The organism is Bacillus sp. BS98, from assembly GCF_008432245.1.
Taxonomy (GTDB): domain Bacteria; phylum Bacillota; class Bacilli; order Bacillales; family Bacillaceae_G; genus Bacillus_A; species Bacillus_A toyonensis.
On the sequence record NZ_CP043830.1, the window covers coordinates 5,163,815 to 5,178,203 of the forward strand.

Sequence of the window (14,389 nt, forward strand, 5' to 3'; positions counted from 1 at the left end):
AACATTCAGTTCCACTAAGTTATAAAAGTGAGGGGTTTTACGTGGAAAATATAAATAAATTACTTGAATCATTACATTTAGAAAAAAATATTAAACTTGAGGATATCCCAAATGTCGACTTATATGTAGACCAAGTTGTTCAACTATTTGAGAATACTTATGCGGATACAACAAGAACTGATGATGAAAAAGTATTAACAAAAACAATGATTAACAATTACGCAAAAGGGAAACTATTCATCCCTATTAAAAATAAAAAGTATTCAAAAGAGCATATGATTTTAATTAGCTTGATTTACCAATTAAAAGGAGCCCTTTCCATTAATGACATAAAAAGCTCCTTAGAAAATATAAATGTACCTTTACTAAACGATGATACATTCGAATTAAATACTCTCTATAAAGATTATCTTGCTCTTACTGAAACCAATGTGGAAACCTTTAACCAGGACGTAAATAACCGTATTAGGGAAGTAAATGAGATTTCCTCCTTAGAAGATCAAAAGCTAGAAAAGTTTTTATTACTAACATCCTTCGTGACGATGAGTAATATGTACAGACGATTGGCAGAGAAGTTAGTGGACGATTTAAAAGAATCGTAAATAAAAAAACTATCCACCTGTTACAGTGGATAGTTTTTTTATTTACTTAATTGCTTCATGGACTTTTAATTGTTTCCCTTTAATCGTTGTATTTTTCATGGTCTTTAAAACAATTGGTCCTTTTCCATTTAATATTTCAACGTAAGAAACATTGTCCTGTATCGTAATAATTCCTATATCTTCTGCTGTAACACCTTTAATTTTAGCAATTGTGCCGACAAAATCTACCGCTCTAATTTTCTTTTTCTTCCCACCATTAAAGTACAGCTTCATAATCCCTTTGTTTAAGTCTGCACTTTTATCTTTCTTTATAATTGGTTTAGCATGTATTTTTTCCTCAAATACTGCCTTCCCTTTCATAACCTCTTCTTTTGAAGGTGCATATGCCTTTGGAATTTCAAAGCCGATGTACGCCTCAATTTCTTCTAAAAATCTATTTTCATACGGAGTTATGAATGTAATAGCTTTTCCTTTATTGCCAGCTCGTCCCGTTCTTCCCGTACGATGTACATAACTTTCTTTTTCTAACGGAATATCATAGTTAATAACATGTGTAATATTATCAATATCAATTCCTCTAGCAGCTACGTCTGTCGCTACTAAATAACGGAACTTTCCTTTTCTAAAATCGTCCATAACTTCAAAACGATCTTCTTGCACCATACCACCATGTATTTTGTCACAAGGATAGTTAACACGGTTTAACTGTCTAAATACGTGATCTACATTTTCTTGTGTACGGCAAAAAATAATACAACTATCTGGATTCTCAATTGTTGTTACATCTTTAAGAAGTGAAAGCTTCTCCTCTTCTCTCGTCTCAAAAAGTGTATGTTCAATTTTGTCTGTGGTAATCCCGGCAGCCTTAATTTCAATATGCGTTGGCGAATCCATATACGTACGGGATAACTTTTCAACATCTTCTGGAAGTGTTGCCGAAAATAGCATTGTCATTCGCTTTGTAGGTAATTCATCAATAATTGCCTCTACTTGATCAATAAAGCCCATATTTAGCATTTCATCTGCTTCATCAATGACTAAATACTTCAGACATTCTAAAGAAAGGGTACCTTTTTCAATATGATCTAACACACGGCCAGGAGTCCCTACTACGATATGTGTCTTTTGTTTTAACTCTAATTTTTGACGTGCAAATGGAGACTTACCATAAACGGCCGCAGCCTTAATTCTTTTGAAGCGGCCTATATTCGTAATATCTTCTTTCACTTGAACAGCAAGTTCTCTCGTCGGCGTCAAAACTAATGCTTGTGGCTTATTCTCTTCCCATTCCACCATTTCACAAAGTGGAATACCGAATGAAGCTGTTTTTCCACTTCCAGTTTGCGATTTTACAACAAGATCCTTCTTTTTCAATGCAACTGGAATAACCTCTCCTTGCACTTCTGTTGGATGTTCATATCCTAAACCAGTAAGTGCTCGTATTATTTCTTTACTTAATGCATAATTACTAAATTCTTTTTTACTCATATACTAACCTCATTTGAATTTTATATTTAAATAACTATACTCTCCATATCTAACGTCAAGTTATACCAAGATACTATATTAAATCAATGTTTTCAATTCATTTAAGTTTCAATTTATCTACGTATAATTCTTAAATAATAAAGGACAGCCTTAATTATAAGTCTGCCCCTCTAAATTGTATTCATCTTTTATGGAACTAATTTTTTTACAACTGGTATTCTTTGCAATACTAAAGTAATTACCATACTAAGAACAATTGTGATTGTTACATTAATAGGTATTGCCAATATTGCATGTGCATGTTCATTCACCTTTGGAAATACTCTGTACAGATAGTTATTTAATAAGAAATAGTGAAGGATATAAATACCAAGGCTCGCTTGATTTATACCGCGTAATACAAATGGTAATTTTCTTTCTGAATTTCCGAAAGAATATTTGAAAAATACAAATAAACTAATCGCCATAAGTACAACACCTGGAGAAAAGTATCCATACCAAAACTGATCCAATTGTCCGTTGGCCTGAACTGTATAATAATATGTAACAAAGAATGTAATAATAAATCCTACAATTCCTCCAATGTAAGCCAAATTCCTCCACTTTTTCACAATATCATAATTGGATAAATAATAACCAAGAAGGAAATAGCCTACATAATTTGTAACGTAAAATAATTCAATATTAAAGTTGATAGGATAATAATATTTTGCCAAATTAACGACAACAGATGCATATAACCATAAAATTAAAAAATACTCTATCTCTTTCTTTTGAGCATTCTTCACAAAAATTTTCAGTAAAGGTGTAATTAAGTATATCCCTACAATCATGTACATGAACCATAAATGTCCACCAATACTATCTGTTAGAAAATATTTTATCCCCTGTTTTATAGAACGCGGGAAATATCCTGCATAAGCTCCGTATAAATAAAATAAAACACTCCAAGCTACAAAAGGTATAATTACCTTACTTGCACGTTTCTGTATAAATTCTCCAATAGAAATATCTTTCGTACCCTTTAATAATAAAGCCCCACTAATCATCACAAAGATTGGAACGCTAGCGCGTGAAAGTGACTCAAAAAGATTCCCAGACAACCAACGCGAAACGTTATTTGCATCCAATGTGGAAACATAACCAGCGGAGACATGAATTGTAACTACTGCGATTGTCGCTAACACACGCAACCAGTCCATATACACTAATCGTTTCATTAACAGCTCTCCTAAATTTACATATTTGATTTTTCCTATACCACACATAATTTTACATTAAATCATGTTATGTTAAAACAAATTTTGACGATATAAACCTACAGTAGACTTAAATCAACTTAATTTTTTTATATAAACATTAAAACCTTTGACTTATTAGTGAAAATAATGTAAATTATCCTTTGGACGAACATTTTCAAACGAAACAAATAAAATATTCGTATTTTAGGGGTGTAAATGATGGAAAACGTATTTGACTATGAAGATATTCAATTAATTCCTGCAAAATGCATTGTAAACAGTCGATCTGAATGTGATACAACTGTCACTTTAGGAAAACATAAATTTAAATTACCTGTCGTACCTGCAAATATGCAAACGATTATAGATGAAAGAATCGCAACTTATTTAGCTGAAAATAATTACTTCTATATCATGCATCGTTTCCAACCAGAGAAACGAATCTCATTCATTAGAGATATGCAATCACGTGGATTAATTGCTTCAATCAGCGTTGGTGTTAAAGAAGACGAATACGAATTCGTACAACAATTAGCCGCTGAGCAACTTTCACCTGAATACATTACAATCGATATCGCACACGGTCACTCTAATGCTGTGATCAACATGATTCAACATATTAAAAAACATTTACCAGAAAGCTTTGTTATCGCTGGAAACGTTGGAACTCCAGAAGCGGTAAGAGAATTAGAACACGCTGGCGCTGACGCAACAAAAGTTGGTATTGGACCCGGTAAAGTTTGTATTACTAAAATTAAAACAGGCTTTGGAACTGGTGGTTGGCAGTTAGCTGCACTTCGCTGGTGTGCAAAAGCTGCAAGTAAGCCGATTATTGCTGACGGTGGTATTCGTACACACGGTGATGTAGCTAAATCTATTCGATTTGGGGCAACTATGGTTATGGTCGGTTCTCTATTCGCTGGTCATGAAGAGTCTCCAGGGGAAACAATCGAAAAAGATGGAAAGCTTTATAAAGAATACTTCGGTTCAGCTTCTGAATTCCAAAAAGGTGAGAAGAAAAACGTTGAAGGTAAGAAAATGTTCGTGGAGCATAAAGGTTCTTTAGAAGACACTTTAATCGAAATGGAACAAGATCTTCAATCTTCTATCTCTTACGCTGGTGGAACAAAATTAGATGCTATTCGTACTGTAGATTATGTTGTCGTGAAAAACTCTATTTTCAACGGTGATAAAGTATATTAATTCTTATATTGAGCTCGAAGGACAAGCATGTGTATGCCTGTCCTTCTTTTTTATGTATAAAACCGTTAAATATTTTTATTTTACTGAATTTTCTAGTATCATATTTTTAAATACTTAAAATAAGGGGGCTATAATAAATGAAAAATGTAATTGAAAATCGCCTTATTCGCGCAGAAGTTCCTACTGAACTAACATGGGATCTTTCTGATTTGTATAAATCTGATGCCGAGTGGCACGCTGCATTAAACGTATTAGAAAATGATATACAGAAACTTGGTGCATTTAAAGGACGCTTGCATACTAGCTCCACTACTTTACTAAATTGCTTACTTATAGAGGAAGAGCTTTTAATGAAATTAACAAAACTGAGCTCATATGCAAACCTAAAAGAATCTGCTGATCGGACAGATCCAGTTATTCAAGCGAACTCTTCCAAAGTTTCTGCTCTAGGAACGAAAGTACATACAGCACTATCCTTTATTCATAATGAAATTCTCTCATTTGAAGAAGGCACGATTGAAAAATATTTAATTGAGGAGATAAAACTCAACCCTTTTCGTAAATCATTACTAGAAGTGCTGAGCAAAAGGCAGCACACTCTTTCACCTGAAACAGAAGAAGCACTTGCTGCACTTGGCGAAGTTCATAGTTCTCCATACAAAATTTACGGCATGACTAAATTGGCCGATATGGATTTCAATCCTATACAAGACGAACAAGGAAACGAATTCCCTTTGTCATTTGCATTATTTGAAAGCAATTATGAATTCTCTCCAAGCGCATACATACGTAGAAAAGCATATGAATCGTTTGTTTCCACTTTGAAGCGATATAAAAATACAGTTGCCACAACATATGCTACTGAAGTAAAAAAACAAGTGACACTTTCTCGTTTACGCAAATATGAATCCGTTACTCATATGCTTTTAGAGCCGCAAAAAGTTCCACTTGAAATGTATAACAATCAACTTGATATTATTTATAAAGAATTAGCGCCTCATATGCGCCGTTTTGCAGATTTAAAAAAGAAAGTATTAGGACTCGATCAAATGCTTTTCTGCGACTTACATGCACCTTTAGATCCTGAATTTAATCCAGCAATTACTTACGAAGAAGCAGGCAAACTCATTCAAGATTCTTTAAAAGTATTAGGAGATGAATATAGTTCCATTATCGAAAAAGGCTTCAAAGAAAGATGGGTAGATCTTGCAGATAATGTAGGCAAATCAACAGGAGCATTTTGTTCAAGTCCATATGGTTCTCATCCATATATTTTAATTACATGGCAAAATACGATGCGCGGATGCTTCACATTAGCACATGAATTTGGTCATGCTGGGCATTTTTATTTAGCAAATAAAAACCAGCGCATTATGAATGTACGTCCATCTATGTACTTTGTTGAAGCACCATCAACAATGAATGAATTATTACTAGCCCAACATTTACTTGCAACAACTAACGATAAGAGAATGCGCAGATGGGTCATTCTACAACTACTTGGCACATATTATCATAACTTTGTTACTCACTTACTTGAGGGCGAATACCAACGAAGAGTATATACTCTAGCAGAAGAAGGAAAAGCACTTACAGCTAAAAGTTTAACCGAAATAAAAACAAATGTCCTTTCTACATTCTGGGGGGATTCTGTAGAAATCGATGAAGGTGCCGGCTTAACTTGGATGCGCCAACCTCATTATTACATGGGCTTATATTCTTACACGTATTCTGCAGGTCTAACTGCATCTACCGCAGTAGCCCAAATGATTAAAGAAGAAGGGCAGCCCGCCGTTGATCGCTGGTTAGATGTACTTCGCGCTGGTGGTACAATGAAACCACTTGAATTAATGAAACATGCCGGAGTAGATATGTCAAAACCAGATGCAATCCGTAAAGCTGTTTCTTACGTTGGCTCCTTAATTGATGAATTAGAGCGTTCTTATCAAGAATAAAAAAATAAGCCCTCGCTTCTTTATGAGGGCTTATTTCATATTTACTTTCCAAATCTTTTACGGTATCCACATTTCCTACATAACTCTTCGACTGCAACTCTTTTCGAAAATCCATCGACAATGTTTGTTGCTCTTTCACCTTCTATAATGTTAGAAAATGAATCATTATTAATATTCCCAAGATTAATAATCCCTTCACCGTCTAAACAGCAAGGAATAACCGTTCCATTTGCTAAAATACCCGCTTGATTTCGAAGACCATGACAGAATCCTTTTCCATCATCCTCTTCTTCATGCAATGCCGGCCATTGAAATTCATAATCTTGATTAATAAAGACACGTTCCGCAATTTTTATACCTTTTCCTGGTGTAAGCTTCTCTTCAATTTGATAAGGCAGATCAAACTCATTTTCAATTATGGATAATAGCTCTCTATTTTTCTGGATTTCAGCATTTGTCTTATTATCCTGAGTTAAATTCCATAACCTTAGCGAAACAATTAAATCTGATTGACTTGTTGCTTCCCTAATGAAGGCAAGTATACTTCTTACATAGCCCTCTTTATCTTGCGAACCTGGATGTCCATCAAAACTGTGCAGGGAAAAGTTCATTTGTCTTAGAGCAGGCTTATTTAACAGTCTATGCCTTCTCTTATTAATTAACGTTCCGTTCGTTGTAATATTAACTTTAAATCCTTTTTCATGGCTTAAATCTAGCAGTTGATCTATTTTTGGATGGAGCAACGGCTCACCCTTCACGTGCAAATAAATGTAGTCTGTGTGAGGTTTAATTTGGTCTAATCTTTTAGCAAAATCCTCCACAGAAATGAATTGCTTCTGCCTTTCCGTCGGCGGACAAAAGCTGCACGCAAGATTACATACACTTGTAATCTCTAAGTAAAACTTCTTAAACTTCTTCACCTTTAATTCCTCACTTCTCTGACTACTTATAATTTTTTCCTCTTCATATTACAGCATACTTTTTTAGAAATAGAAACATACTTATTTTAGGAAATCTGCATACCACCTATTAATGTTTAAAAGACCATCGGTGATTTTTATCCAATGGTCTTTTTTACTCTTTTTATATACAAATGGAAATTTACTTATGATATGGTTCACCACGATTAATACGAAACGCTCTATACACTTGCTCAAGCAATACTAATCGCATTAATTGGTGTGGTAATGTCATTTTCGAAAAAGAAAGAGATTCATTGGAACGCTTCATTACTTCTGAACTTAGTCCAAGTGATCCACCAATTACAAAGGCAACTTTACTCTTTCCATATGTAGCAAGACGATCTAGGCTTACTGCAAATTCTTCTGATGACTTTTGTTTTCCTTCTATCGCTAATGCGATCACGTGCGTATCATCAGAAATTTTATCCAGTATACGTATACCTTCTTTTTCTTTTACAATTAACATTTCGGCTTCACTTAAATTTTCTGGTGCTTTTTCATCTGGCAATTCAATTACTTCTACTTTTGCGTACGCAGATAATCGTTTTAAATATTCTGCTATACCTTGTTTTAAATACTTTTCCTTTAATTTTCCGATTGAAATAATCGAGATATTCACATTTATTCCCCACTTTACAAACATGTTATCCACATAACTTATCCACATATCCACAAACGTTACCCACATATTGTGTGAGAATCTGTGTTCGATACAACATATGTCGCCTCATTTTGACAAAATTCACATGTTTTTTTATCTTTTTCTGAGTTATCCACATTGTTAATAACCGGTGCAACTTCACATTCATCAACAATAATATCTAACGCTAATTCAACATGTTCTAAACAACAAGGTAAATTCATATTCTTCACCTCACTTTTCTACAATAGAAAACAGGAGGTAGGCCCTCCTGTTTTTAATATTTTTGAATGCCTAATTTCACCGTTGTTGTTGCTCTTTTTGTACCACGATAAAACGTAAGAGTCATTTTATCATTAATTTTTTTATCATATAAGGCCGTACGGAACCCAATAATATCGTTTACTGGTTTTCCATCTACCGCTACAATAACATCATGTTCTCGCAAACCAGCATCCGCGCCTGGTGAAGGACTTTTCACATCTAAAATGCAAACTCCCTCTGCTACATTGCCTGGTAAATGTAATGTTTTGGACCAATAATAATTCGGAATCTCATTTAATGATCTAAGTTCAATTCCAACATAAGGTCTTCTTACTTTCCCGTACTTCTCAAGTTCATTCATAATCGGAACGGCTCTAGTAACCGGAATAGCTAATCCGATTCCTTCCACTTCTTTTGCAGCAATTTTCATTGAGTTAATACCAACTAATTGTCCTGCCGCATTTACAAGTGCACCACCACTATTACCTGGATTAATCGCTGCATCTGTTTGTAATACTTCTACTTGCCAATCGTAATGACCATCTTGGTCTAAGTCTACAGGAACAATACGCTCGTTAGCTGAAATAATGCCTTGTGTAACGGTCCCCGAAAATTGCAGTCCGAGTGGATTTCCAATCGCAATGACCGGTTCTCCTCGACGAACTTTATTAGAATCGCCAATCTCAATTATTTTTTTCACATGCTTCGCATCTATTTCTAGTACAGCTAAATCTGTGACTACATCGGTTCCTAATACTTTCCCTGGGACCTTCTTACCGTCACTTAGACTTACTTCAATACGATTTGCTCCAGCAACGACATGGTTATTTGTTACAATGTAAGCTTGTCCATCTGTCTTTTTATAAATGACACCAGATCCTGTACCGGCTTCTGAATCTGCCTCTGAAAAATTGTCTCGTTGAATATTAATAATACCAACAACAGCTTCAGAAGCGCGATCAACAGCGTCTACAAAGCTAACCTGTTTAATCCCTTGAGCTTCAGCCATGTTACTTCCACTTGCTTCAGCTTGCGGAAGCGCGCCAGCATGATTCGAAAATAAAGGCGCCCCAAATGCAAATAATGAAGCCCCTACAATTGTTCCTGCTATGCTAGAAATGACAATACCTTTATGCTTCTTTTTACCTGCACGTTTTATACGATACTTTTCTTCATCAATAAAGGACATATTTGTTCACCTATCTTCCTGAAAACAACTATATTCACCTTTATTGTTTACTAAAATGAAGAATTATACGTATTGAATTTTCGTAGGCATTTTTGGATCTGTATCATGAATTTCAAAGGATTCTCCCACTCCAAATCCTTTTTCCTCTAACACTTGCGATACTGACATACGCGCTAGTTCTTTCATATTGTTATCTAAGCTTAAATGTGCTAAATAAATATGTTTTGTCTCATCTGTAATTACATCTGCCATCGCTAACGCAGCATCCTCATTACAAACGTGACCAACGTCGCTTAAAATACGTCTTTTAATGCTCCACGGATAACGTCCCATACGAAGCATTTCCACATCATGATTACTTTCAAATACGAAAGCATTAGCTCCCTTAATAACACCTTTCATACGGTCACTCACGTATCCTGTATCTGTAATAAGGGCTAATTTTCTATTATTGTTATGAAAAGCATAAAACATCGGCTCTGCCGCATCATGGGAAACTCCAAATGACTCGACCTCAATATCACCGAATGTTTTCACATCCCCAACTGAGAAAATGAACTTTTGCTCAGTTGGAATATTTCCTATTAAATGTTCCATTGCATTCCATGTTTTCTCGTTCGCATAAACTGGTAAATCATATTTACGCGCCAATACACCTAATCCTTTAATATGGTCACTATGCTCATGTGTGACAAGAATACCTGATACATCATTTATATTCAGTTCTGCTTGTTTAAATAAAGCCTCTGTTGCTTTACCACTTAAACCTGCATCGACGAGTAATTTTTTTTCATCCGTTCCTACATATAGCATATTCCCTGTACTTCCACTTGCAAGCACACTAAAATGCATACTCATTCTTTCTCACTCCATTATGTTCTTCCGGCACTTGAGTTTCCCCTAATTCCATAACTTGTCCTTCAATTGCATTCACAAAAAAGTCCTTTTTCTGCTCTGTCTTTAAGTTCCAAGTTGGAGCTAGCACTTGTATATTAGAAGATGATTCAGCTAGAGCCGCATATCCAATCTGCGCCTCTTTCACGTGCGTATTTTCTGCAATTTTATTTTTTAAATATATATTTTCCAAAGCTGTTTGAGCAGTGATAATTTCTTGTTCTTTCGTTTTTTCACTTTCGCCCATTTCCTTCAAATCCGTTAACATTGTTTGTGTATACGAAACAAGCTCGTTTTTTTCATTTAAATCCACAACAATCATTGCATGATTATTGTGGAAAATCGGCTTATCCTTATACTTTTGGAAGAAATAAATTTTAGAGTCTTTCATTGCTCCAAATTCGTATTTCTGCCCATCAAGGACACTGTTTTTTAAGAAATCATTATATTTATCCTTAGATAATGATTTTGCATTTAAAAATGGCTCTTTCAACTTACCTTCTATCGTATATTCATTTTGCAGATGCGCTGTTTGATTTTTTAAAGATTGCACATCTTCTTCTTTAAAGTTTTTATTTTTCGCCATAATAAATGACTCTTTTTTCGGCTCTTTAGGAAAACTCCCCATAGTAATTTTAGATTCTTTTAATTGTTGATCAATTTTTGTTTCTGTCACAATTTCCAACTGATTACTATCTTGCTTTTGAATGAACTGAAAGATAAGAAAGAGGTCTAAAACAAAAAAGGTCACAATAAATATCGTTTTAATTCGATCCCAATCCATTTAGTCCTCCCTCACTCCACTCATATATTTTTTGTTTACCCTCTTCATCACATTTTACATACCATATCGGCTGTAAAATACTGATCTCTCCTCCGTTCACAGGACCTCCGTTCACGGAAGATTTCAATGACATTTTATAACCAATACCAACATCCTGAATTGAATTTTTGTCAATTTCCGGATTATTCTCTAATGATGTCATCACTGTACGACCTGATGCAAGAGAAGTGGGTGTACTAGGTAAAGGAATATTGAAATCAAAAAGAGATCTCTCATACTGCATGATTTCGCCTGAACCCCATGCTTGTTTTAATTCAGCCATTCCATCTGCATTAAATACAGGTAAACCGCCCTCGTATAAACGGAATGAGGTTTTCCCCTTATTAATATAATCAAGACGATAAGAATTTAAGTTACCACTGTGCCCACTTACAAAGTCGAAGCTTTTCTTCAAAAGCATCGCATTATCTGTAACTTTATCACTATATACTGCGGAATTTTTATATTTCAACATTAAATTCAACTTATCAATTTCCATAGATCGAATACCATCTGTAAATGTTTCCTTTGATTTCTCGGTAATAGGACTTAAATAACGCGGATCACTAAATAAAACATTTTTAAATGAATCCACATCTAACCCAGACACAAAATACTCTATCTGATTTAATTCCGTAATTCCATCTGGTAAAAACAGTTTTTTCGTATCATTTACTTGATATTCAAAATATGGTTTTGCTAATGTAATAAATCGATTTTGGTCGTTTATAACATCCTTTACATAAGCACCACTCAACATCGCTTGATATATTCTACGAGGATTATCATAAGAAATAAAATTAACTTTAATTTCTTGGTCCTTGCTTCGAGAAGGATCGATTACAATGCGATTAAAACCTCTATTAGATTCTAAATTTTTATCTTTAATATTGAACATGTCTTTAATCGTCTCAAGTGGCACATTTGTAGGAAAAACAAATTCAATCTTTTCTTCTCCGTGTACATAAGAAAGAAAATCCCCTTTAGGAACTGTGCCTGTTATTTCCCTAAAATCATGTAATTCTCCATTTTCAAGAATTTTATAAAGTGAGTTCACGTTGTTCGTATTCTCACTTACGTAATGATTTTTTTCTTTATGAACAATAACAGAGGATGGGCGAACAACTCCTGAAATCTTTATCGGATTTATCTCTTCATTACCTTGAACAAATTTTGTATTTTGCACAGAAGTGGAATCGGGAACATATGTCCATAAATTAAAAGTTAAAAATAGACTAATAACAACTAAATTAATTAGAACTATCGTTTTAAAGTTTTCCATACTCATTCCCAATCGTCCTCTTCATCTGGTGCCAGTGGCAGTGTGAAATAAATCGTCGTTCCTTTTCCTTCCTCACTCTTCGCCCAAATAGAACCACCATGTGCCTCAATCATTTCTTTTGCAATAGCTAATCCAAGACCTGTACCACCCATTTGTCTTGAACGGGCTTTATCCACACGATAAAAACGTTCGAAGATTTTATCTACGTTTTCTTTCGGAATACCCATACCTTGGTCACTTACACTAATCTCTAATAACTCCCCTCGATCACGTAAGCGATATGTTACTGTTCCACCTTCTGGCGAATACTTTAATGCGTTAGAAATAATGTTATACAACACTTGTGTAATTTTGTCCGTATCCATATCAATAAATCTAGATTTTTTAGAGAAAGATCGTTTGAAACTTACATTTTGCTCTTTAGACATTTCAAAGCGATCAATAACATTATTAAAGAAGTCAGTAAAGTCGACCCACTCTTTCATCAAACGATGTTCTGTACTATCAAGCTTAGATAGTTGCAACAGCGCATTTACAAGCCTTATCATTCTTTCTGTTTCCTCTTGTGTAACTGTTAAAAATTGCGGTGCAATATTTGGATCTTGCCATGCACCATCTGTCAGCGCTTCTAAGTAACTACGCATCGTTGTTAATGGTGTTCTTAATTCATGAGAGACGTTCGCCACAAACTCGCGGCGTTCCCCTTCTATACGCTCCTGCTCCGTTACATCGTATAATACAGCAATTAAACCATTTGCCTTCCCCGTCTCTTTTTGAATAACAGAGAAACTAGCACGTAAAATGTATGGTTCATTTCTCGTACTAAAATCTAATAAAACAGAATCAGGCTCTTCGTATAAATGATCGAGCGTAAATTCTTCCTGTATCCCCAATACTTCTAAAACCGATTGATCCAGCGCCGTTTCACGCGAAACATTTAGCATCTTTTCCGCAGGGTCATTTAATAAAATAATATCCCCTTTTCGGTCAGTAGCAATTACTCCATCTGTCATATGTGATAAAACAGATGATAATTTACGTCTTTCGCTTTCTGTTGAAGAACGAGCTTGTTGTAGCTTTTTTGATAAATTATTGAAAGATAATGCTAATTGGCCAATTTCATCATGACTATGGACCTTTACTTTTCTCGAATAATTTCCTTTTGCCATTTCAATTGCTTGCCTTCGCATATCTGAAATTGGTCTTGTAATTGTTTGAGCTAGTAAAATCCCAAGTACAGCCGTTACTAACAAAGCAATCACTGTTCCGGTAGCAAAAATTTGATTTATATCCTTCATTTGTTTGTATACATCTTCCATAGATGCAACAATACGAATGACACCAAGTACCTCCCCAGCTTTATCGCTTTGAATAGGAGTAATCATCACTTGAACTCGATGGCCAGTTCCTCCATCTTTCTCAATTTTTGATTCTAGTTTATTTTGTACAATTACCCGTTGAACAGCTATATCTGTCGATGTTCTGCCTATCTTATTTTGCTTAGCCGTGTCTGAAATCGCCATTAATTTTCTATTAGAATCAAATACACTTACTTCTTGAATATCTTTCTTACGATCCGATGCAAACTTTTGAATCGAATTTTTTATAGCGTCATCTAATGATTCTGGATCTGTTTTTTCACGACTTTTTGTAAATTCTTGCTTTAAATTATACGATAGTAAATTCGTTTGTTGTGTCAGGGAATCCTTAAAGCCTTGTACAAGACTTTTTTCTAATTCTCTTACGAAATATACACCGATTACTTGCATCGCTATTAATATTAATAGCATATATATGAGCACAAACTTTAAATGAATGGATTGAAAAAAACCAACCTTTTTCATAT

At 34.7% G+C, this 14,389-nt stretch carries 13 protein-coding genes; 3 read left to right on the plus strand and 10 right to left on the minus strand.

The features are described 5' to 3' along the window. Positions 1 to 41: 41 nt before the first annotated feature. Positions 42 to 602, plus strand: coding sequence for a DUF1836 domain-containing protein (locus F0362_RS26880; protein ID WP_000427895.1), 561 nt, complete (start codon positions 42 to 44; stop codon positions 600 to 602). A 42-nt stretch (positions 603 to 644) separates the two neighbouring features. On the opposite strand, the gene dbpA is transcribed toward F0362_RS26880, so the two are convergent. Both dbpA and F0362_RS26890 read right to left on the minus strand, forming a co-directional pair. Further along, the gene (gene dbpA / locus F0362_RS26885) at positions 645 to 2,090 is read right to left on the minus strand and encodes an ATP-dependent RNA helicase DbpA (RefSeq protein WP_000037208.1); all 1,446 of its coding nucleotides are present in this window, start codon (positions 2,088 to 2,090) and stop codon (positions 645 to 647) included. A 188-nt stretch (positions 2,091 to 2,278) separates the two neighbouring features. Beyond that, on the minus strand, positions 2,279 to 3,310 hold the full coding sequence (locus F0362_RS26890; RefSeq protein WP_000827026.1) for an acyltransferase: 1,032 nt from the start codon (positions 3,308 to 3,310) through the stop codon (positions 2,279 to 2,281). A 240-nt stretch (positions 3,311 to 3,550) separates the two neighbouring features. On the opposite strand from F0362_RS26890, the gene guaC reads away from it, so the two are divergent. Continuing rightward, positions 3,551 to 4,534 (plus strand): GMP reductase, encoded by a 984-nt coding sequence (guaC, locus tag F0362_RS26895; RefSeq protein WP_000432439.1) that lies wholly within the window; start codon positions 3,551 to 3,553, stop codon positions 4,532 to 4,534. A gap of 137 nt (positions 4,535 to 4,671) precedes the next feature. Next, complete coding sequence (gene pepF / locus F0362_RS26900) at positions 4,672 to 6,489, plus strand: oligoendopeptidase F (protein WP_000800000.1); 1,818 nt, start codon at positions 4,672 to 4,674, stop codon at positions 6,487 to 6,489. A 41-nt stretch (positions 6,490 to 6,530) separates the two neighbouring features. Here pepF and F0362_RS26905 read toward each other — a convergent pair whose 3' ends face one another. The 8 genes from F0362_RS26905 to walK all read right to left on the minus strand — a co-directional run bounded on the left by F0362_RS26905 (position 6,531) and on the right by walK (position 14,387). After that, entirely contained in the window at positions 6,531 to 7,409 is an 879-nt protein-coding gene (locus F0362_RS26905; protein ID WP_000713626.1) for a radical SAM/SPASM domain-containing protein, read from the minus strand. Positions 7,410 to 7,590: 181 nt separating this feature from the next. After that, entirely contained in the window at positions 7,591 to 8,070 is a 480-nt protein-coding gene (gene rlmH / locus F0362_RS26910; protein ID WP_001027003.1) for a 23S rRNA (pseudouridine(1915)-N(3))-methyltransferase RlmH, read from the minus strand. Positions 8,071 to 8,129: 59 nt separating this feature from the next. Beyond that, complete coding sequence (locus F0362_RS26915) at positions 8,130 to 8,315, minus strand: CxxH/CxxC protein (protein ID WP_001052826.1); 186 nt, start codon at positions 8,313 to 8,315, stop codon at positions 8,130 to 8,132. Between the two features lie 53 nt (positions 8,316 to 8,368). Further along, a complete protein-coding gene (locus tag F0362_RS26920) occupies positions 8,369 to 9,544 on the minus strand; it encodes a S1C family serine protease (RefSeq protein ID WP_000008023.1) in 1,176 nt (391 codons plus the stop codon). Positions 9,545 to 9,607: 63 nt separating this feature from the next. Next, positions 9,608 to 10,402 (minus strand): MBL fold metallo-hydrolase, encoded by a 795-nt coding sequence (locus F0362_RS26925; RefSeq protein WP_000061688.1) that lies wholly within the window; start codon positions 10,400 to 10,402, stop codon positions 9,608 to 9,610. Further along, positions 10,386 to 11,222 (minus strand): two-component system regulatory protein YycI, encoded by an 837-nt coding sequence (locus F0362_RS26930; protein ID WP_000383715.1) that lies wholly within the window; start codon positions 11,220 to 11,222, stop codon positions 10,386 to 10,388. Before F0362_RS26930 ends, F0362_RS26925 begins: the two co-directional genes overlap by 17 nt. After that, positions 11,203 to 12,549, minus strand: coding sequence for a YycH family regulatory protein (locus F0362_RS26935; protein ID WP_000061572.1), 1,347 nt, complete (start codon positions 12,547 to 12,549; stop codon positions 11,203 to 11,205). Before F0362_RS26935 ends, F0362_RS26930 begins: the two co-directional genes overlap by 20 nt. Next, entirely contained in the window at positions 12,546 to 14,387 is a 1,842-nt protein-coding gene (walK, locus tag F0362_RS26940) for a cell wall metabolism sensor histidine kinase WalK (RefSeq protein WP_000755358.1), read from the minus strand. Before walK ends, F0362_RS26935 begins: the two co-directional genes overlap by 4 nt. Between the last annotated feature and the right edge of the window lie 2 nt (positions 14,388 to 14,389).

Coding starts and splice junctions, on each gene's coding strand:
- dbpA (WP_000037208.1), bottom strand. CDS start 2,090: ATGAGTAAAAAAGAATTTAGTAATTATGCATTAAGTAAAGAAATAATA.
- F0362_RS26890 (WP_000827026.1), bottom strand. CDS start 3,310: ATGAAACGATTAGTGTATATGGACTGGTTGCGTGTGTTAGCGACAATC.
- guaC (WP_000432439.1), top strand. CDS start 3,551: ATGGAAAACGTATTTGACTATGAAGATATTCAATTAATTCCTGCAAAA.
- pepF (WP_000800000.1), top strand. CDS start 4,672: ATGAAAAATGTAATTGAAAATCGCCTTATTCGCGCAGAAGTTCCTACT.
- F0362_RS26915 (WP_001052826.1), bottom strand. CDS start 8,315: ATGAATTTACCTTGTTGTTTAGAACATGTTGAATTAGCGTTAGATATT.
- F0362_RS26920 (WP_000008023.1), bottom strand. CDS start 9,544: ATGTCCTTTATTGATGAAGAAAAGTATCGTATAAAACGTGCAGGTAAA.
- F0362_RS26925 (WP_000061688.1), bottom strand. CDS start 10,402: ATGAGTATGCATTTTAGTGTGCTTGCAAGTGGAAGTACAGGGAATATG.
- F0362_RS26930 (WP_000383715.1), bottom strand. CDS start 11,222: ATGGATTGGGATCGAATTAAAACGATATTTATTGTGACCTTTTTTGTT.
- F0362_RS26935 (WP_000061572.1), bottom strand. CDS start 12,549: ATGAGTATGGAAAACTTTAAAACGATAGTTCTAATTAATTTAGTTGTT.
- walK (WP_000755358.1), bottom strand. CDS start 14,387: ATGAAAAAGGTTGGTTTTTTTCAATCCATTCATTTAAAGTTTGTGCTC.